The sequence below is a fragment of the Campylobacter concisus genome (assembly GCF_003049735.1).
Lineage (GTDB): Bacteria > Campylobacterota > Campylobacteria > Campylobacterales > Campylobacteraceae > Campylobacter_A > Campylobacter_A concisus_AN.
This window is the reverse complement of record NZ_PIRM01000002.1, coordinates 51,936-75,203: the sequence shown is the minus strand read 5'-3', so window position 1 is coordinate 75,203 and position 23,268 is coordinate 51,936. Positions and strand designations below refer to the sequence as shown.

Here is a 23,268-nt window from a genome sequence, read left to right as displayed (position 1 = left end):
GCGATGTTTTTAGATAAGCTTGGCGTAGATAAAAGTAACTGGAGTGAGCTTTTTAGCGCATGTGTTGGCAAATCGACATTACTTCAAAAACGTGCATTTAAGCTAATGGTTGAAGGTAGCAACTGGCAGGTTGATTTTGATAGTGGCAAAATTTACTTTGATGAGCACGAGTTTGACATGCAGTTTATCGGCTCTGAAAGCTTCTCGTCAAATACGTGGCTTTGGGGTTATGAAAATATAAATGGCTTTGATGAGCGGTTGCTCGGGCTTGCAAATAAAGCACGTGAGTTTGGCGAAAAATTTGGACTTAGTGCATTTAGTACGCCACAATTTGAGCTAGATGAAAATTTTAATGGTCACACGATTAGTATGATCCTTTGCATCGCTTTTGATGAGCAAAATTATTACAGGATAGAGTACGATGGTGGTGCGGCATACGTAGCGTTTAGATCAGATGCTGTCTTTGAAGAGCCAGTGCTAGCAAATGAGCTTTTGAGCGTAGTAAATGAGTGTTTAAGCACTTACGAACTAGATCATAAAATCTTTGTCAAAGGACTTTTGCTAAGCTGTGATATGAAATTTAGCGAAAGTCCTAATGAAATCGTATCGGATAAATACGAGCTTAGCTTTAAATTTGACGAGCTAAATAGGCTCATAAATATTTCAAGTAAGCTTTAAAATTTAATACTCTTTACCACATCAGCACCAAGTGCTAGCTTCATATGAAGAGAAAACATCTCGTGGTAAAAGTCACCATTGTGTCCTGGTATATCGTACGTTTGCGTAAGATCAAACGGCACGATAACTCTTGATTTTTTATTGTATTCATTGGCTCGTAGCTTAAGATAACTAACGCACTGATAAACACACATGTCAGTGCAATCTCCAGTAACAATAAAAGTGTCAATTTGTGGGTTTTGCTCTAAAAATTTCTCAAATTCTTTATTAAACGCAATGCTTAAAGAGTTTTTATAAAATGTCTTGAACTCTTTAAAAAAGCTTAGATCCTCTATCTCTTTTACAGTTTTTATCTCATTTGTATTGAGCATAGCGTGAGGTAAAAAGGTCTCAAATTCTTTTGAATCACTGGTGTGTCTATCTTCTATAAGGATAAAATTTCTAAAGCCAAAATCTTTCCACGCTCTATCAAAAAGTGTTGCGATCCCTTTTGATAAGGCAGCTACTCTTTGACTAGAGAGTGCGCCGCTACCAGCAAAAGCTTCTATCATATCGATACAGATAAATGCAACGTTTTTTGCTCCATCGTTTGAAATTTCTCTTAAATCAAGCGTTTGAAGAGATTTTTTAAAAGCCTCAAGTTCGTTTTGTATGTTCATTCTTTCTCCTTTATTGGTAAATTTATGCAAAATGTTTTTGGATTTAGTGTGATCTCGATACTGCCTTTGTGAGCCTCTATGATCTGCAAGCAAAGGTGCAGTCCAAGGCCGTTTCCTTTTAGCTTGCTGCTTTTAAACGGCTCAAAGACTATGGCTTTATCTTTGATAGGCTCGCCACTATCATAAATGATAAATTTATGCTCACTCGGTGTTTTTTCGTAGCTTAAAATGATCTCTCCCTCATCATCATCGCTCTCTTCGATGGCATCAATAGCGTTAAATAAAATATTTTGAAAGACAATGGCTAGTAGATCAAGATCACCCGTATATTTGCCATCTGGAAATTCTAGACTAAATTTAATATCCTTTGAATAGTCGTAAAAATTTATAGCCTCTTCGCACTCTTTTTTAAGCTGCGAAAAGTCAAAAATTTGTGCATTTATATTAAGCCCTTTTGTGAAAAGTAGAGTGGCTTTGATTATACGTTCGACTCGCCATGTAGCTTTTTGTATTTGATTTACTATAGGCTTTGTGCGCTCATCAGCTCTTTTAAGTAGAGTTGAAGCTAAAAGCGAGATAGAGCCTACTGGATTTCTGATCTCGTGGGCTAGGTGAGCTGCTACTTGACCCATAGATGCAAGACGCTCGGTGCGTTTTTCTACTGTTATGTTTGTTGCAGAGATTATTAGTTTATTGTCTTTAGAGCTTGTTTTAAAAAGATAAATTTGCCCATCTACATTTATCTCGCCCTCTTTTTTTGGTATCTCTTTAAAAATTTTACCAAGTCTTACTGCTTCTGAGTTTTGTAAAAAGATCTCATCATTCTCATCTAGCACCCAGATAGCATTTGGCAAAATTTCCACAATATCTTTAATAAAATTTTGCAAGTTTGCGTAAGATGATGTTAAATTTTTATATTCGTTTTCTATCAGATAAGTCTGCTCTATCAGGCTTTTTAAGCCAGCTTGGATATCGTGTTCGTTCATTTTAAAAGTTCCTCAAAATCGCTAATTTCATAAAGCCTTAGCCTTTCATCCTTTAGATTTAAAAGCTCGCTACTAAATCCACTCTTTGAAAAAAGAGCAATAATATCTGGCCTAATGTTTAGTTTTTCACATTTTTTTAATAGTAAATTTAGCACGTTTTTACAAGCTTTCCTCTCTTTGTATTTTACCTCGCCGACTATTATTTTGCCACCTATATTTAATAGCATATCAAGCTCTATATTCCTGCTCCAAAAGCTACTTAAAAATATGCCATTAATCAGAAATTTTTTTGCCATGAGCTCACCGCATAAAATTTCAAATCCAAGGCTTGCATATTCGTCAAATTCCTTTTTTATAATGGCTAAAATTTCATCATTTTTACCAGCTTTTAGCAAGCTTAAATTTGGCTCTATAAATCTAAACCAAAACCTTGAAAAATGGCTATTAAAATGTATTTTATCCTCAACTTTATAGCCTCTTTCTTCTTTTTTTAACATTTGGTTTTTTGATCTTTTTGGAAGTACTTCTCTACTTTTTTCAAGCAGTAAAAAATTCTTTTCAAAAAGCTTTGCATAGACTTTGCTAGCTAGGCTTTGAGGTAAAATTTTATTTACGCTAAATTTTTTTCTATCACTTCGTGCAAGTTTTATGAGGGCAGATTTTATAGCATCGTTTGCATCGGATTCGAAGTAAAATTTTGGCATCAAGGCTATAAAGTTGTTTAAAATTTCAGCCTCGATCGCTTCAAAAACATCATAATATGAGTGCTTTAAATCAAACTCATCAAAGACGAGATGAAATTTAATAAGTTCATTTATATCAAGGTGTTTCATTCGCTCAAATGTTGATTTTAAAGCTTTTATATTGGCTCCTTTATTTGGGCATTGTAGTATATTTTAGCTAAAGTAATCTATAATGCTACGCAAAAAAAGGGTTGTGATTTGGTAAATTTAGAGCATATTAGAGAAAATATAATTTTAAAAAATGGTATTTATTATTTTGACTTTACAGCTTCGGGGCTAGCTTATAAACCTATCGAAGATGAGATGGCAAAAATACTCCAAACATACGCAAATACGCACTCTATCAGCTCATCAAACGCCTATAAAACTGCTCAAATTTATGAAGACTCAAGACGTGAATTAAAAAGCTTGCTAGGACTTGATGAGAGCTTTTATCTTTTTACTTGTGGCAATGGAGCTACCGGTGCGATAAAGAAATTTCAAGAAATTTTGGGAATTTATGCGCCGCCAGCATTAAAAAAAAGATATTCATTAAAGCCAGATGAAAATTCTCCGCTTGTGGTGCTTGGCCCTTATGAACATCATTCAAATGAGATAAGCTTTAGACAGGCACTTTGTGATATTGAGCGTATCAGGCTTGATAAAAATGGAGGGATCGACTTTAATCATTTGGAGCAAATTTTAAGGATAAATGTCGGTCGTGAGATCATCGCAACTTTTAGCGTGGCTTCAAATGTGACTGGGGTTTTGAGCGACTACCGCAAAATTTATACTCTTATAAAATCTTGTGGCGGCATTGTGGCATTTGATGCTGCAAGTTTTAGCGCTTATGGAAATATCGATTGTGACTATTTTGATGCTCTTTTTTTATCTCCTCATAAATTGCTTGGTGGAGTTGGAAGTTGTGGGCTTCTTGCTATAAAAAAGATACTTGCAAACTCAGATGAGCCGACATTTGCTGGTGGTGGAACGGTAAGTTATGTCAGCAAAAACTACGCTATATTTGTAAAAGATAGTGAGCAGCTAGAAGAGGCTGGTACTCCGCCTATTTTAGGACTTATAAGGGCAAATTTGGCTTATAGGCTAAGAAATGAGATAGGATTTGGGACAATATATGAAAATGAGAGCGAGCTTGGAGAGTATTTTGAGAAAAGACTAGCAGAAATTCCTGAGCTTACCTGCTATCATCCAAATAACATAAAGCGTTTGCCGATATTTTCTTTTAATGTGACTGGTGTTTCACCTTATGAATTAGCCAAAGTTTTAAGCAAAGAATATGGCATTCAAACGCGTGCAGGATGTTCTTGCGCTGGGCCATATGGACATGATTTGCTTCATTTAAAAGAAGATGCATTGTTTACCCATAAGCCAGGCTGGGTAAGGGCTGGACTCCACTATACGCATACGCTACAAGACGTAGATTATTTAGTAGATGCATTAAAAAATAGCATTAAAAAGTATTCAAGTAGTTGGAAAGTCGATGATCCTTTTAGTGTTGATAAAATTTCAGGTTGTATGGGAGATAGATGAAAAATATATTAATCATTGCAGGAAGTGATAGTGTTGGTGGTGCTGGCGTGCAAGCTGATATTAAGACATGCGAGGCATTTTCTTGCTACGCAGCGACAGCTATTACGGCTCTTACGGCACAAAATACAAATGGCGTTAGCAATATCTTTGCTACAAATGTTACAAATCTAAATGAACAGATCAAAATGGTAGATGAAGAGCTAAACATAGATGCCATAAAGGTTGGTATGCTTTTTAATAAAGAGCTTATATCTTGCGTTGGTTCTTGGCTTGAAAAATTTCATAAGCAAGGCATTAAAATAGTAATAGACCCAGTTTGCGTAGCAAAATCAGGCTCAAAGCTTCTTGAGGATGATGCGATAGCAAGCTTAAAAGAGCTTTTTAAATTCGCAGACATTATCACGCCAAATATCGATGAAGCCAAAGTTTTGAAACTTGATAGCAAAAATTTACCTTGCGATATGATCTTAAAGCGAAGCACGGTTGCAGAAATTTGTGAAGATACTCTTTTTAAAAAAAATGGTGACGTGCTTAAATTTAAAGAGCCACTAATAAAACCAGAGATCATGCACGGGGCTGGATGTAGCTTTGCGAGTGCGCTGGCCTGCTTGCTGGCAAATGGACACACAAAAGAAGAGGCCATAAAACTAGCCAAAAAATACGTTTTAAATGCTATTAAAAATGCAATTACGACAAAATTTGGCAAACGTCTACTAAATCATAAAGTTGACATAAGTGATTGAAATTTACGCGATTAGCGACGATGTGTTGATGCCTGAAAATTTAGCCTTGCAATACACTAAAGAAATTTTAGAGTGTGGGGTGAAATTTTTTCAATTTCGCTCTAAAAAAATACCCAAAGACGAGAGGCTAGCTGGTGAAATTTTCAACTTATGCGAAAAATTTGGAGCCAGATTTATCGTAAATGATGATATTTTATTTGCTGCTCATATAGGGGCAAAGTCCGTGCATTTGGGAAAAGATGATGCGAGCATAAAAGAGGCGTTTGAAATTTTAGGAGATGACGCTTACGTGGGAGTTAGCTGCTATGATAGCTTGGAGCTTGCTGTTAAGGCAAAACAAAATGGTGCTAGCTATGTGGCTTTTGGAGCGATGTTTAAAAGCCCAACAAAACCAAATGCGCCACTTTGCAAGGCCCAAACCATATCACAAGCAAAAGAAATGGGAATGAATGTGTGTGTCATAGGAGGCATAAACTCTAGCAATATTGCAAGTGTCGCTAGAGTAAAGCCAGACATGATCGCCTTAATATCCGCTATCTATAAAGATGGCACGATAAAGAAAAATATAGAAAATTTACAAAGAAATTTATTGCTTTAAAAGATACTTGTTTTGCAAGATTTTTTATGAAAATTTAATTATAATCCCTGCTTTAAATAAAAGGAAAACATTGCTAAATATCGATGAAGTAAGAAAAAATATCATTTTAAAAGAGGGTCTTTACTATTTTGACTACACGGCTTCAGGTCTTGCTTACAAGCCCATTGAAGATGAAATTTCAAAATTTTTAAAAACCTACGCAAACACTCACTCAGATAGTAGTTCAAGCGCGTTGCTAACGCAAAAATACTATGAAAATGCAAGGGCTGAGTTAAAAAGCTTATTAGGCCTTGACGATAGTTTTTATCTTATCGCGACTGGTCAAGGAGCAACGGCTGCGATAAAGAAATTTCAGGAGATAGTGGGAATTTATATCTCACCATCTACAAGAGCTTTGATCGGTGAAGCAAATTTAAGAAAATTAAACTTGCCATTAGCGATCATTGGCCCTTATGAGCATCACTCTGTTGAAGTTAGCTTAAGAGAAGGGCTTTGTGATATAAAACGTATAGAGCTTGATGAAAATAATGAGATAGATTATGCGATGCTTGAGAATACATTAAAGCAAAATGCAAAAAGAAAGATAATAGCTAGTTTTAGCGCTGCCTCAAACGTCACTGGCGTTAAAACTAATTATAAAAAAATTTACTCGCTGATTAAAAAATATGATGGCATTTTAGCACTTGATGTGGCTACTCTTAGTGCTTATGAAAATGTTGATTGCAGATATTTTGACGCACTGTTTCTCTCACCTCACAAACTACTTGGAGGAGTTGGGAGTTGTGGGCTTTTGGCTATCAAAAAAGAGCTTTGTAAAAATTTGCCTACATTTGCAGCTGGAGGCACAGTCAAGTACGTAAGCAGGACATCGCATATTTTTGCTAGTGAAGTTGAAAGTTTAGAAGAGGGCGGTACACCGCCGATAATGCAGCTAATACGTGCAAATTTAGCCTACAAGCTAAGAAATGAAATCGGACTTAATAATATAAAAGCAGCTGAATGTGAGCTAGGCGAGATGTTTTGTAAAGAACTAGAAAAGATAGATGAGGTGATAAATTATTGTCCTGAAAATTTAGACAGATTGCCTATTTTTGCATTTAATGTAAAAGGCATTTCGCCTTATGATTTTGCTGCTAGTTTAAGTAGTGATTTTGGTATACAAACGCGTGCAGGCTGTGATTGCGCTGGGCCGTATGGACATGATCTGCTTAATTTAAAAGATAATACCATTTTTGAAGCAAAACCTGGCTGGGTACGTGTTAGCATTCACTATACGCATACAAAAGAGGATATAAAATATCTTATAAATGCCATAAATTCTTGCATCAAAAAACACAAAGTAGGGTAGGATAAAACTATATATTTGATACTTGTGGAGAAAATTTTAGAAGTGAATTTTTATAAAGCTATAGGTTCTATCAAATCTAAAAGTTAGCAAATTTTGCAAAATTCCAAAAAGCACCATAAATGTAACAAAGCTGCTTCCGCCGTAGCTAAAAAACGGCAGCGGCACGCCCACAACTGGCGCAAAGCCGATCGTCATCGAGACATTTACACCCACATAAACGAAGATTAGTGCAGCAATCCCCGTGGTGGTAACTTGTGTAAAATAGTCATTTTTTAGGCCGTAATTTAAACTTAAAAGATGTGTTATAAGTGCTCCATAAAGCCCAAGCAGAAACAATCCACCATAAAAGCCAAAACGCTCGATATTGTAGGCAAAGATAAAGTCGCTAGTAGCGATTGGCAAAAATTTAAAGTGCGTCTGCGTCGCTTCGTCCTTTGGCTTACCCTTTAATCCGCCGCTACCTATGGCGATGATACTTTGTTTGACGTGATAGCTTGGCTCTTCAGCGATGAAATCGTGAATCCTCTTTTTTTGATAGTCATGTAAATTTTCATACAAAACCGGCGCCAAAAAGCCTATCGCAAGGATGATGGTGATCCAAATTTTCTTATTTACGCCGATTACAAAAAGGATGGTGTAGCCAACTATCAAAAGTATGAGTGCAGTGCCAAGATCAGGCTCTTTCATGATGAGTACAAATGGTAAAAGTATATAAAAACTAAGTCTTAAAAAATCTTTTACTCCGTATCCGTTAGCTTCTGGAGGACGCTGTTTAATGAGATAGGCTAACATCAGCAAAAATGCTGGCTTCATAAGCTCTGATGGCTGAAGTGTGAAGTGAACAAAGGGAATTTCTAGCCAGCGCTTAGCGCCTAGTTTGCTAACGCCAAAGAGATCGACGCTTAAAAGTAACACTATGCAGACCCAGTAAAACATCGGAATAATCCAGTCAATACGTCTAATAGGCAGTAAAAATGCTACACAAAATGATGCAAAACCTATGCCAAAATACACAAGCTGTTTGTTTGCTAAAATGTCGTTTGCCTCGGAAACCAGGATATATGAAATTATGATGATTGGGATTATTAAAAACGGCTGAATAAAATCAAAATGTGTTAAAATACGCCGATCTAGTTTTATCAAGAAGCAAACCTTAATTTTTGGGCTAGATTATATCACAAACAAGGCTTTGATTTTGGTTAAATTTAATGTTTTAAACGGCTCAAGACTCGACGTAGCAGTAGCCAAAGAGCTTCAAATTTCACGCAATCAAGCTTTAAATTTGATAAAAGATTCCCTTGTAAGCGTAAATTTAAAACCAGTCTCAAAACCAAGCTTTTTACTGAGCGAAAACGATGAAATTTGCGTAAATTTTGCCCCAAGAAAAGAGGTGCAAAACGAATACGAAGTAAATTTTGACATCCCGATCATCTATGAAGACGACGATCTCATAGTGCTAAACAAGCCCCCGCAAATCGTTGTTCATCAAGCTCCAAGTGTAAAAGAGGCGACACTTGTTGAATGGCTAAATAAAAAGGGCTTTATGCTCTCAAATTTAAATGGCGATGTAAGAGCTGGCATCGTCCACCGCCTAGATAAGGGTACAAGTGGCGCTATCGTAGTTGCTAAAAATAACTTCGCTCACGCAAAAATAAGCGAGCAGCTAAGCGATAAAAGCATGGGGAGAATTTATCTAGCGCTCACCGACTTACCGCTAAAAGAGGATGTCATCATCGATAAGCCAATCGGCAGAAATCCAAATAACCGCCTAAAAAAGGCGATCATCGCGGACGCTAAATTTGCAAAAAGTGCCTTTGTAAATTTGTTAAGTGAAAATGGCATAAATTTAATAGCAGCAAAACTTTTTACAGGCAGGACTCATCAGATAAGAGTGCACCTATCTAGCATAAACCGCCATATTTTAGGCGATGATTTATACGGATTTAAGAGCCAAGGCGATAAAATAAGCAGGGTTATGCTTCACGCTTATATGCTTTATTTTATCCATCCAAGAACTGGCAAAAGGGTAGAATTTACCGCAAAAACGTATGATGACTTTAACCAGATAATTTACAAAAAAATTCCCAAGGAGATCTTTGATGAAAAAATTTGCCCTACGCATATTGACACCATTTTTAGCAGCTTTCTTAGCGGGATGCGGCTCTAGCGTACCGACACAGCAAAGTATGTCACTGCCTACGATTACAAGTTTAAAAACTATTTCAGATATGACAGAAGTTGGCTTCGAGTGGAATCCAGTAACCGATGAGAGCGTCGTTGGCTACTATCTTTACCGCTCAAATCCAAATGATGCGAACTCAAAAATGCAACTAGTTGCAAACATAAAAGACCGCTTTGCAACGCACTATGTGGACCGCAATCTAGCTCCAGAGACAACTTACTCGTACCAAATGAGAACCTACTCAAGTAACGCCATCTCTCAACCGGGCACAATCGCAACAGCAACTACAAAGCCACTGCTTGACTCAGTACCGTTTTCGCAAGCTATTACAGGGCTTCCAGGACGTGTAAAAGTGATCTGGAGACCACATCCTGATAGCACCGTGGCAAGCTATATCATTCAAAGAAGTGATGCAGGAGCTAATAAATTTAGCCAAATCGCAGAGGTAAATGGCAGACTAAATGCCGAATATATCGACACTGAGGTAAAACCTGGCAAGTCTTATGAATATAGAATTTTAGTTAAAACTTCTTCAGGTGTTGTCTCAAAACCAAGCCAAAATATCAGTGCAACGACAAAGGAGTTACCCTAAATCAGTAACAAACCTTCAGGCAACAAAAAATGCACCAAAAAAGATAATTTTAACTTGGGATTACGCGCCGGCTGAGGATTTTGCTTATTTTAAGGTTTATAGGACAGTGAGTAAAATTTTACCTTACACATACCTAGCAAAAACGACTAGCAACACTTATGAGGATCTCATAAACACAAATGCAGCGACAAGATACTATAGAGTCACAGCAGTCGATAAAGACGGCCTTGAGAGCTTAAAACAAGAAGAGCCAATCGTGGGGATAACACTTGGTGCGCCAAAGACTCCAAATATTAGTGCTAGCTACGATGGTAGCGGAGTAAATGTAAATTGGAGTGTAGTTGATAGAGCCAGTTCGTACACAGTTTATAGAAGTGGTGCAAGTGAGAAAATTTTTAGTGGCATAGATGGTACTGGACTTAGAGATGATAGCGTGCAAAAAGGAGCTAGCTATTCTTACAGCGTCGTAGCTATCGATGAGTACGGCATCGCCTCTGATAAGTCATCAAAAGCAGAAGTTAGCATAAAATAATGCCAAATTTCATCGCTTCGTCTTTAAAAGAGCTCTCATTTCCATTTGGTAATGACAAAGTCAAATTTCTTTGGCAGGCAAATGGGCGAAACGAGAGGCTCATCTACACAAAAAATGAAGAAGAGAGCTTTTTTCTAGTTGTAAAGCCCGGTAAAAATGGCGTTGTTGTAAAGGGAGAGAAGCTTACAAAGCCAGCTAAAGTTGGTCTTTTGCAAGAGGCACTGGAGCTTTTTAAAGAGCAAAATTGCAATGACGTAATCAGTCAAGCATTTGCTGTAAAAAAGACAAATTTGACTAAAAAAGTGAGTGAAATTTTAAGCCTTGAAGAATTTGTGCCAGCATTTTGCGAGCTAAAAGATAAATTTAAAGAGATTTTTATCGAGATCGGCTTTGGTTCTGGCAGGCACTTGCTTTATCAAGCTAAAAACAATCCAAATGCCCTAGTTATCGGAATAGAAGTCTATAAGCCAAGCATCGAGCAAGTAGCAAAGCTAGCTAGGGCAAATGCCCTAGAAAACGTGCGTCTAATCAATACTGACGCCAGACTTTTACTCTCTCTCGTTGGCTCAAATTTAGTTGATAGGGTATTTTTGCATTTTCCAGTGCCATGGGATAAAGCAGAGCATAGACGTGTGGTCTCATCGGCGTTTGCACTTGAATGCGAGAGGATATTAAAAGTAGGCGGTAAATTTGAGCTACGGACTGATAGCAAGGAGTATTGTGACTTTAGCTTGAGTAAATTTTTAGAGCCTACAAACTCAAAAATAGAAGCTTTCAAAAATAGAAATTTAGAGGTAACTAGCAAGTACGAAGACCGCTGGAGACGCCAAGATAAGGATATTTATGATGTCATTTATACTTGTGAGGTCAAAAGTGGTGAGAGTATTTTAGTTGGGGATTTTAGCTTCAAAGAAAAGACAAGCGTAAAAAATATCATTAAAAATTTCAAAAATTTCATCATCAAAAAAGAGGATTATTTTTTACATTTTGAAGAAATTTACACCATAAATGAGGGTGAAATTTTGCTAAAAGTTGCTTTTGGAGCATTTAATAAACCCGAGCAATGTTTTATCAAAATAAGTGATGAAAAAAGCGAATATTTTATAAAAAAACCGATCTTAATTCGTGAGAATTTAGCTGCACACGAGCTTTTGAAGGAGTATTTGGCTGATGCAAGAGATAATTAGTGCAAGGAATTTGAGCCTAGCTTATGAACGCGATGAAATCGTAATTAATAGCGTCAATTTAGATATTTATGCAAATGATTTTGTCTTTATCACAGGTAAGAGTGGAAGTGGAAAAAGCACGCTTTTAAAATCATTTTACGGAGAAATTTCACCACTTGCTGGAGAGCTAAATGTCTGCATGACACAAATGGACGACATTGATGATAAAAGACTTTGTGAGCTTAGGCAGCGAGTTGGCATTATATTTCAAAATTATCGCTTGATAAATGAATGGAATGTGGAAAGAAATGTCATGCTGCCCCTCATCATCAAAGGCATCAATCAAAATGTGAGCAAAAAGCAAGTGGCTAAACTTTTAAAACATGTAAATATGCTTCACAAGGCAGATAAATATCCTCGTGAGCTAAGCGGCGGCGAGCAGCAAAGAGTAGCGATGGCAAGAGCTCTAGCGCACAATCCAAATTTGCTCTTATGCGACGAGCCAACTGGAAATTTAGACGAATACTCAAGCGATGTCATCTGGTCGCTTTTAAAATCAGCTAGGGAATTTCTAGGCACAAGCGTCGTCGTGGTGACTCATCACATTCCCTCAACGCTTCGTATCCCATACCGCCACTTCGTCATAGAAAATGGAGGCGTGCATGAGATCGCTTAAGAATCATCTTGGATTTATCTTGCCACTGATCGCGCTTTTGTTTTCAGTGCAGTTTAGCCTCACTGCTGATAAGGTTGTGAGAGATTATGAAAGACTCATGGGAAATGACTACAACATCGTCATAGTTTCAAGTAAAGAGCTTAGTGATGCTATTTTAAAGCCAGTGGTTAGCACTCTATCTAGCCTCGAGCCACTAAGTCCGCAAAAGATCATCGACCGCCTTTCAAATGACATCTCTGCTAAAAATTTATCCATACTACAAAATGCGCTACCTAAATTTTACTCACTAAAACTTAGTGAATTTCCGACACCGCAGTACATGGATGGGCTAAAGCAAAAACTTTTAAAATTTGATGGCATCACAAAGGTCGAGACATTTTCAAAGACTCACGATAAGGTCTTTAAAATACTAAATTTAGCAAAAAGTATATCGTATGCTTTTATGGCGATACTTTGTGTGGTTGGACTTATGCTTATGCTAAAGCAGGCTAAAATTTGGCTGTTTGAGCATAGGGAGCGTATCGAGATCATGACGCTTTTTGGAGCACCTTTTTGGCTAAAATCAGCCATGCTTTACAAATCAGCTATGGTTGATAGTCTAGTTGCTACTGTTGCAGTTGGTGCATTTTTCTTTTTCTTGCCTAGCATTGAAATTTTTAGAGAAAATGCCGCAAGCATCGATGTAGTATTGCCTAGCCTTGATCCCTCAAGGGATATTTTTATTTTATTTGGCGTGGCTATGTTTTTAAGCATTTTTGCTGTTAGTTTGGTGATGAGCAAGGCTAGAAAAAGCACGATATGAGAAAAGGAATTTTTATATTTTTGCTAGCTTTTAGCTTAGCTTTTGCGTCAAATACCAAAGAGAAGATCAAAGACTCCAAAAACTCATTAAGGTCGAGTCAGGCGATGAGTGAGCAGCTTAGTAAAAAGCTAGATGATTTGGCCGGTGATATCGTAAATGGTGAAAAAAAACTTCGTGGTATAAGTGGTGATATCACAAATTTAAAGGGTCAAATTTCAGTCCTTGAAACAAATGCTTCAAAGGCACTTATTGAACTTGATGATCTAACAAAACAAAACAAAGAGCTAGAACGCACACAAAAAGAGCTTGAGCAAAATATGATAAGGATCATAGCAGAAGATCTCTCGTTTGATCTTTTGATGTCTGCAACTGAGGGCAAGCAAAGCGAGGAAAGCATCATTTCGTCTCAAATTTTAACCAAGCTAAATGCTATTACAAAAGAGGATTTTAAAAGACTTAGCCAGAATTATGAAGATACGATTGAGAAGATAAAAAATAAATCAAACAAAATAAACGAGATAAACTCGAGCATCAAAAACTATAGACGTAAGCAAAGTGACTTGCAAAATTTAGAAAGTACGCAAAAAAATACTATAAACGGACTAAAGCGTGATAAAGAAATTTATAGCAAAAAGCTAGCCAAGCTTCAAGCCCAACAAGATGAGCTAAGAAAGACGCTAGAACAGCTTGCTATCATGCAAAAACAAGAAGATGAAGCCGCACGTGCTGCTAGAGAAAAACAAGAAAAAGCAGCTGCAAGCAAAGGTGGTAAAAAAGGCGAAAAAAGCCAACCAATGGGTGGAGGCTATCAAACAAGCTCAGTCAAAAAATATTCAGGTGCAAAGACAATCGCTCCTCTTGATAGCTACACCGTAAAGCAAAAATTTGGAAATTACGTCGATCCAATATATAACATCAAAATTTTTAATGAGTCAGTCACGCTTCGCTCAACCACGCCAGATGCCAAGGTTAAAAGCGTGCTAAATGGCAAAGTAGTCTTTGCAAAAGCAACTCCGATGCTTGAAAATGTAGTCATTATCGAAAACGAAAATGGCATCCACACGATCTACGCTCACCTAAGCCAGATCGCACCGACGGTTAAGGTAGGCTCAGTTGTGCAAAAAGGCTACGTTATAGGCCGAGTTAGAAACGATCTAACCTTTGAAGTAACGCAAAGAAACTACCACATTGATCCACTTGAGATGATCTCAAAATAGCCACTTTGCAAGTGCTATTAACTAAATTTAAAGCCTTTTTGGCTAGAATGCGTGAATTTTAAGGAGCAATACAATGAGTAAAAGAAAACGCGTATTAGTTAAATTTTCAGGCGAAGCTTTAGCGGGAGAAAATGGTTTTGGCATAGATACGGCGGTGCTTAAATTTATAGCAAATGAGATAAAAGAGCTTGTCGAAAATGGTATCGAAGTTGGCATCGTGATAGGTGGTGGCAATATTATACGTGGTGTGAGCGCTGCAAAAGATGGCATCATCAAACGAACGAGCGGCGATCACATGGGCATGCTAGCAACTGTTATAAATTCGATCGCAATGCGTGAAGCTTTAGAACGAAGTGGGCTAGAGGTAAGAGTGCAAAGTGCAATCAAAATGGAAGCGATCTGTGAGACTTTCATCGTTGGACGTGCGCAGCGCCATTTGGAAAAAGGCAGAGTTGTTATATTTGCTGCAGGTACTGGCAATCCTTTCTTTACAACTGATACAGCAGCAACTTTAAGAGCTATTGAAATCGGCTCAGATATGATCATAAAAGCTACAAAGGTTGATGGCGTTTATGATAAAGACCCGAAAAAATTCAAAGATGCAAAACTTTTAAAATCACTAAACTATGAAAAGGCAATGAGCGATGATATAAAGGTTATGGACGATACTGCTATAGCTTTAGCAAAAGATAACTCACTGCCGATTTTGGTTTGTAATATGTTTAAGGCTGGAAATTTATTAAAAATAATAAATGAAGAAGAAGCGGCCCTATACTCAGTAGTAAAATAAATTTTAAAAAGGATAAATATGAGAACAGAACAAATAACAGCAAGAGCATTAAAGCAAGTTGGTGATGATAGATATAAACTTTCACTTATCGTAGCAAAGCGTGCAGAAGCACTAGCAAATGGAGCAGTGGTGCTCGTAGAAGCCGATACTTCAAAGATGAAATTTGCCGACATTGCGCTACTTGAAGTAGCTGAGGGCAAAATAGGCTTAGAGGCAATAGTTGAAGGAAAATAGTCTTTTTTTAGAGCAGCTAATAGAACAAATTTTACCTTGTAAAAATGTTTCAGAAGCTATAACACTGCTCTTTTCTCTTTGCGAACGAAGCGAGAAATTAGACAAAGCTATAGATAGCTGTGTCACATCTCATGCTGGTCAATATCGCAAAAGTGGCGAGCCATACGCAATCCATCCTATCTTGGTAGCATCAATAGTAGCAAATATGGGTGGAGATGAGAGTATGGTTATAGCTGCACTACTTCACGATGTAGTTGAAGATACTGAAGTTACGCTTAGTGAAGTCCAGGCTGAATTTGGCGATGAAGTGGCAAAGCTGGTTGAAGGGCTTACGAAGATAGTTGCTATAAGAGAAAACAAACTTGCAAGCTCAAGTAGTAATGAAAAACTAGCAAGCTCGGCACTAACCTTTAGAAAAATGCTTTTAATCTCCATTGAGGATGTTAGAGTTCTTGTGGTTAAGCTTTGTGACAGACTTCATAATATGCTAACCCTTGATGCGTTAAAGGTAGAAAAACAAAAACGAATTGCTGAAGAGACGCTTATGGTCTATGCTCCGATTGCTCATAGACTTGGAATTTCATCGATTAAAAATATACTTGAAGATCTAAGTTTTAAATATGCGATGCCAGAAGAATACGCCAAGATCGATAGCTTTTTAAATAAAAATAAGCAGCAGCTTAGCCTTAAACTAAATGCTTTTTACGAGAAAGTAAATCAAATTTTGCTTGAAAATGGCTTTATTGAGGGCACTTTTGAGATACAAAAACGCATAAAGCATTACTATTCGATTTATTTAAAAATGCAAAGAAAAGGCATTTCGATTGAAGAGGTGCTTGATTTGCTAGCTATTAGAATTCTTGTGCAAAAGCCACTTGATTGCTATCTTGCGCTTGGAAATTTGCATATAAATTTTAATCCTCTTATTTCGAGATTTAAGGATTATATTGCGCTTCCAAAGCAAAATGGTTATCAAACGATACATACAACTATTTTTGATAATAAGAGTATTTTTGAGGCACAAGTTCGTACTTACGATATGCACAAAACCGCTGAATACGGTGTTGCAGCTCACTGGAAATACAAAAATGGTGAGGGCAGTTTACTAAATCCAAAACTTGACTGGCTAAACGACATTGGTATGCAAAACAATGAAGCTGAAAGTAACGTCGAAGAGCTTTATGAATATGCAAAAGATAGTCTTTATATAGAAGATATTGCGGTCTATTCGCCAAAAGGCGAGGTTTTTACGCTTCCACGCGGGGCTACTGCACTTGATTATGCTTATGAGATTCACACAGAGATCGGACTTTACGCAAAAGAAGCTTATATAAATCGCGTCAGAATGCCACTTTTAACAGAGCTAAAAAACGGCGATATTGTAAGGATCGTAACTGGTGAGGAAGCAAAATTTCGCTGTTCGTGGATAAATAGCGTTCGAACTGGTAAAGCAAGGGCTACGATAAGAACATATTGCAAACAAAAGATAAAAGATATAAATTATAAAATCGCAGTTGATATTTTAAAGTCGGTTTTTGGCGTTTCAAAAGATAGAATTTTAGACTGGATAGAGCATGAAAATTTAGGCAAAAAAGTTTTTCGTGCTGCAACTGAAAGCGATTTTTTGCAAGAGGTCGTAAATATGCTTAAAAAGTATATAAAAAAAGAGCGTCCTTTTATGATCTCTTTGGGAGACAAATATCAGGTTAAAAAGCAAAAATTTGAAAATATCGTAATCTATTCAAATCACAAAATTTCAAATGTCGAGTTTGACTATTGTTGTAACCCAAAAAGAGGCGATAGTATAGTTGGCTTTAAAAATGGGCACAATGTGACAGTGCACCACAAACTTTGTGAGCGTGCTGGAAAGCTTATGGATAAGGGCAATGAAATCATCTTTGTCAAATGGACTAGAAATGCCCCACATAGATATAAAATTTTATTAAATCTTGAGAACCGAAAAGGTGCGTTGGCTGAATTTTTAACATATCTTGCTAGACTAGATGTAAATTTGGCTACAATCTCGCTAAACGAAGCAAATGACCTTAGCGGCGATACATTTGAGATAAGTGTTGAGATAGCTGAAAACATCGATGCAAACGAGCTAAGAGAGAAGATCAAAGATAGATATAAGATTATAGATTTCGTTTCGCAAAGCGATCCATACCATAACTAGGAGAAAGATAATGCAAGATATAGCTGAAATTTTACAAGAGATAAAACGCGGTGTCGCCGAGATTATTGACTTTGAAAGAGTTGAGAATTTAATAAAAAACTATTATGAAAAAGGTGAAAATTTCTATGTAAAGGCTGGCTTTGATCCAACTGCTCCAGACCTTCACTTAGGACACACAGTCGTTTTAAACAAGATGGCACTTCTTCAAAAACATGGTGCAATCGTGCAGTTTTTAATAGGCGACTTCACTGCTCAAATAGGCGATCCAACCGGTAAATCAGTAACTAGAAAAAAGCTAGATCAAGAGATAGTTTTAAAAAATGCCAAAACTTATGAAGAGCAAGTTTTTAAAATTTTAGATCCAAAAAAAACCGTGATAATGTTTAACTCAAAATGGTCAAATGAGCTTGGAGCTGCTGGAATGATAGAGCTAACTAGCACATTTTCAGTCGCTAGAATGCTAGAGCGCGATGATTTTGAAAAAAGGATAAAATCTGGCAGTCCAATTTCAATTTGTGAATTTATGTATCCGCTTCTTCAAGGTTATGATAGTGTTGCGATGAAGTGCGATATTGAGATGGGCGGTACGGATCAGAAATTTAACCTTTTAATGGGTAGAACCTTACAGCGAACATATAATGTTGGCAAAGAGCAAGCTGTCATCATGATGCCACTTCTTGAGGGGCTTGATGGTGTAAATAAGATGAGCAAAAGCCTTGGAAACTACATCGGCGTAACCGAAAATGCAAATGATATGTTTGCAAAAACGCTTAGTATAAGCGATGAGCTAATGTGGCGTTGGTACGAACTTTTAAGCACAAAAAGCCTTGGCGAGATAGAAAATTTAATGAACGACGTAAAAAACGGCAAGTATCATCCAAAAAAGGCAAAAGAGGACCTTGCTTACGAGATAACAGCAAGGTATCACGGCGAGGAGGCTGCAAAGGCTGCGATGGCTGAGTTTAATAGCGTGCACTCTCAAAATCAGCTTCCAACTGATATAAAAGAATTTAGCTTAAAAGCACCAGTTTGGATTGTAGAAGCTCTATCACAGTGTGAGCTAAGTGAGTCAAATTCTCAAGCAAGACGCGACATAAAGGCAAATGCAGTTAGCATTAATCAAGAAAAGATTAGTGATGAGCAGTTAAAATTAGAGGCAGGTGAATATATCTTGCAAGTCGGAAAGCGTAAATTTGCAAAAGTAAAGGTTGAATAGATGGAGTTAAAGCCATTAAAAATAGGAAAATATGAGATAAAGTATCCGATATTTCAAGGCGGTATGGGACTTGGTATCAGCTGGGACAAACTAGCTGGCAACGTCAGCCTAGAAGGAGGTCTTGGAATAATCAGCTCAGTTGGCACAGGATATTATGAAAATCGTAAATTTATAAACAAAGAGCTAAATGCAAAGCCATTTGGAAGTGAAAATTTCTACTCAACAAGAGGTCTTAGAGCAATTATTGAGAATGCCCGAAAAATTTGTGGAGATTTGCCACTTGGTGTAAATATAATGTACGCTGCAAATGACTACGCAAGAGTGGTAAAAGATGCTTGTGAAGCCGGTATAAACATCATCGTATCAGGTGCTGGGCTACCTACGAATTTGCCAGAATTTACACAAAATTTTAAAGAAGTCGCGCTAGTTCCTATTATCTCAAGCGCAAAAGCACTAAAGATCATCTGCAAACGCTGGTTACAAAGATATGACCGTTTACCAGATGCTGTCGTACTTGAAGGGCCACTAAGCGGCGGACACCAGGGCTTTACTTACGAGCAGTGCCTTGATCCTGAGTTTTCGCTATTTAATCTAATCCCGCAAGTAAAGGCCGAGATAAAAGAGTGGGGTGACTTTCCGCTCATCGCAGCTGGTGGAATTTGGGATAAAAATGATATCGAAAAAGCAATATCTCTTGGAGCAGACGGCGTTCAAATGGGCACACGCTTTATCGGCACTCATGAGTGTGACGCAGATATTGGCTTTAAAGAAGTGATACTAGCAGCCGAGGAAAAGGACATAGAACTTATAAAAAGTCCAGTTGGCTATCCGGCTCGTGGGATTAGAACAAATTTGATAAATTTGGTAGAAAAAAGGATGGGCCCAAAGATTCAGTGTATAAGCAATTGCGTGAGCCCTTGTCAAAGGGGCAAAGGAGCTAAAGAGGTTGGATATTGCATCGCTGATAGGCTGTTTGACTCATTTAGTGGCAAAAAAGAGACTGGGTTATTTTTCACGGGAGCAAACGGGTATAAACTAAAAGAGCTAATAAGCGTAAAAGAGCTAATGCACAAGCTGGTACATGGTGAATGAAACGAGCGATAATCCTCTTTTTTATTGTTTGTAATTTTCTTTTTGCTGTGACAAATTCTGAGATATTTGCAAAATTTGATAAAAATTTTGCCAGCTCAAGCAGAAGTGCAAAGATAAAATTTCACAACGATATAAAAGATATCTATGTCGACGCGATCATAAAGAATGATAAAAATATAAAAAAACAAGCACTCACAAGACTCATAACCAGCTCAAAATCGCTTGGTTTTGACTCAAGTGGGTATATAAAAGATCTAAATGCACTAAATGGCGTAAAGAGCGCTAATACGCCTAGTACTACTTTGACACTGCTTAGTGCAACCAAGGTAAATGACACTTTAGTGCTTAAGTTTAATACAAAAATTGATACTGCAAAACTAAAAACATCCTTTTTAAAGCAGCAAAATACATATAAAAACATTATGGATATCGATGGTAGATTAAATGGTAATCCGCTAACTTATAAAAATTTCATATCTGATTATATTCATATCTCGCAGTATGATAAAAACACTGTTAGAGTTATTTTTTCTGATAAGATCCAAAAGACTATAAAAGCAAATGCAACAGGCGATCTGCTTGTAATCAGCGCTCAAAATTTTATCTCAAACGAAAATGTAAAAACACCACTTCATAAAACTAAAAACAAAAATGAAGAAGTGCCACACAAAGAGCCTGAGCCAAATTTAAAGCCGCAGTCTGCACAAAGTGAGCCAGTGGCAGCACCTTTGCCACCAGTTGCGACTGGTAAATTTTCACGCAACAAAACGATCGTCATCGATCCGGGTCATGGTGGCACTGATCCAGGTGCAGTAAATGGCAAACTGCAAGAAAAAACAGCCGTTTTAGGCGTAGCCAAAAAGCTTGGCGACATACTAAAAGCGCGTGGCTACAAGGTCTTTTTTACCAGGTCAACCGATGTCTTTATAAATTTAAGAACAAGAACAAAATTTGCAAATGATAAGATGGCTGATCTATTTGTTTCCATTCACGCAAATGCCGCTCCAAATGCCACAAAGGCAAAGAGCATGCATGGCATCGAGACATTTTTCTTATCGCCTGCAAGAAGCGAACGTAGTAAAAATGCAGCCGCGCTTGAGAACAAATCAGATATCGAAGAGATGAATTACTTTTCGCAGCAGACATTTCTAAACGTGCTAAACCGTGAGAAGATCATCGCCTCAAACAAGCTTGGTATCGATATCCAAAAAGAAATTTTAGCAAGTGCTAGAAAGGTCTATGCTGCAAGTGATGGCAGTGTGAGAGAGGCGCCATTTTGGGTGCTTGTAGGTGCTCTTATGCCAGCAGTTCTTGTTGAGATCGGCTATATCACGCATCCAGTCGAGGGTGAAAAGCTCTTTAATGATGCCTATCAAAACGCTCTTGCAAATGGTATTGCAAACGGCATTGACGGATATTTTGCAAAAAATAGATGAAAAATGCAAATTTAAGCTTTAAAGGACGAATTCCATTTAACGAGGAGTTTGGTGACATCTACTTTAATACCGACAAACCTTGGCTTGAGAGTGAATTTGTCTTTGCAAGCGCGCTTGATGAAATTTGGCAGAGCAAAGATAGCTTCATAGTTGCTGAGACCGGCTTTGGTGCTGGGTTAAATTTTTTCACGCTTTGTAAGAAATTTAAAGCTAGCTCTAAAAAACTTCACTTCGTTAGCATCGAAAAAAGCCCTATTAAAAAAGAAGATCTTTTAAAAATTTATGAAAATTTAGGCATTTTTAAAGCTTATGCCAAAAAGCTGGTTTCGCTCTACCCGCCGCTTATTGAGGGCATACACCGCATAAATTTTACTCCAAATATCACACTTGATCTTTGCTACGGCGAGGCTAAAGAAATTTTACCTGAGCTTGATTTTAGCGCTGAAATCTGGTTTCTAGACGGCTTTGCTCCAAGTAAAAATGGCTCGATCTGGAGCGAAGAAATTTTTGGGCAGATCGCAAGACTAAGCAGAGTTGGCACGATTGCTAGAACCTACTCGTGTGCAAAAATAGTAAAAGACGGGCTAAAGGGTGTTGGCTTTTTGCTAAGCCTAAAAGAGGGTTACGCTAGAAAACGACAGATGAGTAGCGCCGTGCTAGAGAAAAAAGATGAAAATTTAAAGGATGCTTGGTTTGCGAGATGCGAGCCAGTTACTAAACCAAAAGGCAAAACAGCGCTTATCATAGGAGCTGGCGTGGCTGGACTTGCAACAGCTGGCGAGCTAGCCAAAAATGACTTTAAAGTGGTGATCGCCGAGGCAAAGGGCGAAGTGGCTACAAATGGCTCAGGTAATCACTGTGGCGCTTTGATGCCTTTAGTGACAAAGCCTGGTGTAAATTTAGGCCGCATGCATTTAAACGCATTTTTGCAAGCAGTGAGATTTTACAAGGCAACTTTGCCAAAAAGCCTTATCAAATTTAGTGGCTGCATTGACTACGCATTTGATGACGAGCTCATTAAAAGATATGGCTCGTGGCAAACTCAAAGCGTAGAGGATATTTTTAAATTTGATGAGAACTTAAAGCCATATCCTGGGATATTTATAAAAGACGGTGCATACGCTAGGCCAAGAGAAATTTGTAAATTTCTCTCAAGCAACTTTGAAATTTTATTTAATCACGAGTATGAGAGTAGGGCGCATCTACAAAACGGCAAGATAAGCGTTAAATTTAAAAATGGTAAAAATTTAGAGACCGATATTTTGGTCTTTTGCACTGGCAGTAAGAGCAGTGAAATTTTTAAGGGCTACGACATGCAAATAAGCAGTGTCCGAGGCCAAGTGACCCACTTAAAACCAATATTTAAAAATACTTTACCGCTAAGCGCAAAAGGCTACATCTGCCCAGTCATTAAAGGCGTGCAAGTTATAGGAGCAACCTACGCAAGAAATGAAATTTGTGACACGCCTAAAGTTGAAGATAATACTAAAAATTTAAACGATATAAGTGAGTTTTTTGATATCAAAAAAGCAACTATTATCGGTGCAAAAGTAGGCTACCGAAGTTATAGTGGAGACAGGTTTCCGATAATTGGCGCCTTGCACGACGAAGAATTTTACAAGCAAAACTACAAAGGGCTATTTTGGAGTAAAAATAAAGATAACAATCCAAAAGCAAGCTATGAAAAAAATGTCTTTGTAAATTTTGCCCACGGCTCGCGAGGTCTTGGCACAGCGATACTTGGAGCAAATTTGATAGTTGATCTTGTGCTTGATCGCCCACTTTGCATAGAAAGATCGCTATTTCACGAGCTTCATCCAGCTAGATTTTTGATAAGAAAACTAAAAAAGGGATTAAAATTTTAAGAAGGAA

At 37.6% G+C, this 23,268-nt stretch carries 23 protein-coding genes; 19 read left to right on the top strand and 4 right to left on the bottom strand.

Translation table 11 applies throughout. The features are described 5' to 3' along the window. Positions 1–3: 3 nt before the first annotated feature. Positions 4–678, top strand: coding sequence for a DUF6882 domain-containing protein (locus tag CVS97_RS04680; protein WP_107785251.1), 675 nt, complete (start codon positions 4–6; stop codon positions 676–678). On the opposite strand, the gene CVS97_RS04675 is transcribed toward CVS97_RS04680, so the two are convergent. Genes CVS97_RS04675 through CVS97_RS04665 form a run of 3 tightly spaced genes read right to left on the bottom strand, consistent with a single transcriptional unit; the run spans position 675 to position 3,156 of the window. Further along, the gene (locus CVS97_RS04675) at positions 675–1,337 is read right to left on the bottom strand and encodes an isochorismatase family protein (protein ID WP_107785250.1); all 663 of its coding nucleotides are present in this window, start codon (positions 1,335–1,337) and stop codon (positions 675–677) included. The two genes, CVS97_RS04680 and CVS97_RS04675, sit on opposite strands and share 4 nt — an antisense overlap. Further along, positions 1,334–2,323, bottom strand: a complete 990-nt coding sequence (locus CVS97_RS04670) for a sensor histidine kinase (RefSeq protein ID WP_107785249.1) — start codon at positions 2,321–2,323, stop codon at positions 1,334–1,336. The genes CVS97_RS04675 and CVS97_RS04670 overlap by 4 nt, the downstream gene beginning before the upstream one ends. Beyond that, positions 2,320–3,156: a DUF234 domain-containing protein gene (locus CVS97_RS04665; protein WP_107785248.1), complete on the bottom strand. Its 837-nt coding sequence runs from the start codon at positions 3,154–3,156 to the stop codon at positions 2,320–2,322. Before CVS97_RS04665 ends, CVS97_RS04670 begins: the two co-directional genes overlap by 4 nt. A 108-nt stretch (positions 3,157–3,264) precedes the next feature. Here CVS97_RS04665 and CVS97_RS04660 point away from each other — a divergent pair, with 108 nt between their 5' ends. The 4 genes from CVS97_RS04660 (at position 3,265) to CVS97_RS04645 (ending at position 7,285) form a co-directional block, all read left to right on the top strand. After that, positions 3,265–4,596 (top strand): aminotransferase class V-fold PLP-dependent enzyme, encoded by a 1,332-nt coding sequence (locus tag CVS97_RS04660; RefSeq protein ID WP_107785247.1) that lies wholly within the window; start codon positions 3,265–3,267, stop codon positions 4,594–4,596. Then, a complete protein-coding gene (locus tag CVS97_RS04655; RefSeq protein WP_107785246.1) occupies positions 4,593–5,339 on the top strand; it encodes a hydroxymethylpyrimidine/phosphomethylpyrimidine kinase in 747 nt (248 codons plus the stop codon). Before CVS97_RS04660 ends, CVS97_RS04655 begins: the two co-directional genes overlap by 4 nt. Further along, on the top strand, positions 5,332–5,937 hold the full coding sequence (gene thiE / locus CVS97_RS04650; RefSeq protein WP_107785245.1) for a thiamine phosphate synthase: 606 nt from the start codon (positions 5,332–5,334) through the stop codon (positions 5,935–5,937). The genes CVS97_RS04655 and thiE overlap by 8 nt, the downstream gene beginning before the upstream one ends. 70 nt (positions 5,938–6,007) lie before the next feature. Beyond that, positions 6,008–7,285, top strand: coding sequence for an aminotransferase class V-fold PLP-dependent enzyme (locus tag CVS97_RS04645; protein ID WP_107785244.1), 1,278 nt, complete (start codon positions 6,008–6,010; stop codon positions 7,283–7,285). A gap of 36 nt (positions 7,286–7,321) precedes the next feature. Here the strand turns inward: CVS97_RS04645 and CVS97_RS04640 are convergent, their stop codons facing one another. Then, positions 7,322–8,428, bottom strand: a complete 1,107-nt coding sequence (locus CVS97_RS04640; protein ID WP_107785243.1) for an FtsW/RodA/SpoVE family cell cycle protein — start codon at positions 8,426–8,428, stop codon at positions 7,322–7,324. Positions 8,429–8,480: 52 nt separating this feature from the next. Here CVS97_RS04640 and CVS97_RS04635 point away from each other — a divergent pair, with 52 nt between their 5' ends. The 14 genes from CVS97_RS04635 to mnmC all read left to right on the top strand — a co-directional run bounded on the left by CVS97_RS04635 (position 8,481) and on the right by mnmC (position 23,261). Continuing rightward, positions 8,481–9,452, top strand: coding sequence for an RluA family pseudouridine synthase (locus tag CVS97_RS04635; RefSeq protein ID WP_107785242.1), 972 nt, complete (start codon positions 8,481–8,483; stop codon positions 9,450–9,452). Next, a complete protein-coding gene (locus tag CVS97_RS04630; RefSeq protein WP_180381474.1) occupies positions 9,385–10,059 on the top strand; it encodes a fibronectin type III domain-containing protein in 675 nt (224 codons plus the stop codon). Before CVS97_RS04635 ends, CVS97_RS04630 begins: the two co-directional genes overlap by 68 nt. A 106-nt stretch (positions 10,060–10,165) precedes the next feature. Continuing rightward, on the top strand, positions 10,166–10,591 hold the full coding sequence (locus CVS97_RS04625; RefSeq protein WP_223154479.1) for a hypothetical protein: 426 nt from the start codon (positions 10,166–10,168) through the stop codon (positions 10,589–10,591). After that, a complete protein-coding gene (gene trmB, locus CVS97_RS04620; RefSeq protein ID WP_107785241.1) occupies positions 10,591–11,778 on the top strand; it encodes a tRNA (guanosine(46)-N7)-methyltransferase TrmB in 1,188 nt (395 codons plus the stop codon). Before CVS97_RS04625 ends, trmB begins: the two co-directional genes overlap by 1 nt. Further along, the gene (locus CVS97_RS04615; protein ID WP_021091805.1) at positions 11,762–12,433 is read left to right on the top strand and encodes a cell division ATP-binding protein FtsE; all 672 of its coding nucleotides are present in this window, start codon (positions 11,762–11,764) and stop codon (positions 12,431–12,433) included. The genes trmB and CVS97_RS04615 overlap by 17 nt, the downstream gene beginning before the upstream one ends. Further along, positions 12,420–13,235 carry an FtsX-like permease family protein gene (locus tag CVS97_RS04610; RefSeq protein WP_107785240.1) on the top strand — a complete coding sequence of 272 codons (816 nt, stop codon included), beginning with the start codon at positions 12,420–12,422 and terminating at the stop codon, positions 13,233–13,235. The genes CVS97_RS04615 and CVS97_RS04610 overlap by 14 nt, the downstream gene beginning before the upstream one ends. Further along, entirely contained in the window at positions 13,232–14,452 is a 1,221-nt protein-coding gene (locus CVS97_RS04605) for a murein hydrolase activator EnvC family protein (protein WP_107785239.1), read from the top strand. Before CVS97_RS04610 ends, CVS97_RS04605 begins: the two co-directional genes overlap by 4 nt. Positions 14,453–14,525: 73 nt before the next feature. Continuing rightward, positions 14,526–15,242, top strand: coding sequence for a UMP kinase (pyrH, locus tag CVS97_RS04600; RefSeq protein ID WP_054196984.1), 717 nt, complete (start codon positions 14,526–14,528; stop codon positions 15,240–15,242). Positions 15,243–15,260: 18 nt separating this feature from the next. Continuing rightward, positions 15,261–15,476: a DNA-directed RNA polymerase subunit omega gene (locus tag CVS97_RS04595; protein ID WP_021091717.1), complete on the top strand. Its 216-nt coding sequence runs from the start codon at positions 15,261–15,263 to the stop codon at positions 15,474–15,476. Next, positions 15,463–17,652: a RelA/SpoT family protein gene (locus CVS97_RS04590; protein ID WP_084041542.1), complete on the top strand. Its 2,190-nt coding sequence runs from the start codon at positions 15,463–15,465 to the stop codon at positions 17,650–17,652. The genes CVS97_RS04595 and CVS97_RS04590 overlap by 14 nt, the downstream gene beginning before the upstream one ends. Before the next feature lie 10 nt (positions 17,653–17,662). Next, complete coding sequence (gene tyrS / locus CVS97_RS04585) at positions 17,663–18,868, top strand: tyrosine--tRNA ligase (protein WP_107785238.1); 1,206 nt, start codon at positions 17,663–17,665, stop codon at positions 18,866–18,868. Further along, positions 18,869–19,960, top strand: coding sequence for a nitronate monooxygenase (locus tag CVS97_RS04580; RefSeq protein WP_021091713.1), 1,092 nt, complete (start codon positions 18,869–18,871; stop codon positions 19,958–19,960). It abuts the gene before it with no gap. Further along, the gene (locus CVS97_RS04575) at positions 19,957–21,396 is read left to right on the top strand and encodes an N-acetylmuramoyl-L-alanine amidase family protein (RefSeq protein ID WP_107785237.1); all 1,440 of its coding nucleotides are present in this window, start codon (positions 19,957–19,959) and stop codon (positions 21,394–21,396) included. Before CVS97_RS04580 ends, CVS97_RS04575 begins: the two co-directional genes overlap by 4 nt. Then, positions 21,393–23,261, top strand: a complete 1,869-nt coding sequence (mnmC, locus tag CVS97_RS04570) for a bifunctional tRNA (5-methylaminomethyl-2-thiouridine)(34)-methyltransferase MnmD/FAD-dependent 5-carboxymethylaminomethyl-2-thiouridine(34) oxidoreductase MnmC (RefSeq protein WP_107785236.1) — start codon at positions 21,393–21,395, stop codon at positions 23,259–23,261. Before CVS97_RS04575 ends, mnmC begins: the two co-directional genes overlap by 4 nt. The last annotated feature ends 7 nt before the right edge of the window (positions 23,262–23,268 follow it).

Excerpts from the sequence above, each read along its gene's own strand:
- CVS97_RS04680 (WP_107785251.1), top strand. The coding sequence starts at position 4 with ATGTTTTTAGATAAGCTTGGCGTAGATAAAAGTAACTGGAGTGAGCTT.
- CVS97_RS04605 (WP_107785239.1), top strand. The coding sequence starts at position 13,232 with ATGAGAAAAGGAATTTTTATATTTTTGCTAGCTTTTAGCTTAGCTTTT.
- CVS97_RS04655 (WP_107785246.1), top strand. The coding sequence starts at position 4,593 with ATGAAAAATATATTAATCATTGCAGGAAGTGATAGTGTTGGTGGTGCT.
- CVS97_RS04630 (WP_180381474.1), top strand. The coding sequence starts at position 9,385 with ATGAAAAAATTTGCCCTACGCATATTGACACCATTTTTAGCAGCTTTC.
- pyrH (WP_054196984.1), top strand. The coding sequence starts at position 14,526 with ATGAGTAAAAGAAAACGCGTATTAGTTAAATTTTCAGGCGAAGCTTTA.
- CVS97_RS04615 (WP_021091805.1), top strand. The coding sequence starts at position 11,762 with ATGCAAGAGATAATTAGTGCAAGGAATTTGAGCCTAGCTTATGAACGC.
- CVS97_RS04580 (WP_021091713.1), top strand. The coding sequence starts at position 18,869 with ATGGAGTTAAAGCCATTAAAAATAGGAAAATATGAGATAAAGTATCCG.
- CVS97_RS04575 (WP_107785237.1), top strand. The coding sequence starts at position 19,957 with ATGAAACGAGCGATAATCCTCTTTTTTATTGTTTGTAATTTTCTTTTT.
- CVS97_RS04665 (WP_107785248.1), bottom strand. The coding sequence starts at position 3,156 with ATGAAACACCTTGATATAAATGAACTTATTAAATTTCATCTCGTCTTT.
- CVS97_RS04670 (WP_107785249.1), bottom strand. The coding sequence starts at position 2,323 with ATGAACGAACACGATATCCAAGCTGGCTTAAAAAGCCTGATAGAGCAG.
- CVS97_RS04610 (WP_107785240.1), top strand. The coding sequence starts at position 12,420 with ATGAGATCGCTTAAGAATCATCTTGGATTTATCTTGCCACTGATCGCG.
- tyrS (WP_107785238.1), top strand. The coding sequence starts at position 17,663 with ATGCAAGATATAGCTGAAATTTTACAAGAGATAAAACGCGGTGTCGCC.
- CVS97_RS04595 (WP_021091717.1), top strand. The coding sequence starts at position 15,261 with ATGAGAACAGAACAAATAACAGCAAGAGCATTAAAGCAAGTTGGTGAT.
- CVS97_RS04675 (WP_107785250.1), bottom strand. The coding sequence starts at position 1,337 with ATGAACATACAAAACGAACTTGAGGCTTTTAAAAAATCTCTTCAAACG.
- mnmC (WP_107785236.1), top strand. The coding sequence starts at position 21,393 with ATGAAAAATGCAAATTTAAGCTTTAAAGGACGAATTCCATTTAACGAG.
- trmB (WP_107785241.1), top strand. The coding sequence starts at position 10,591 with ATGCCAAATTTCATCGCTTCGTCTTTAAAAGAGCTCTCATTTCCATTT.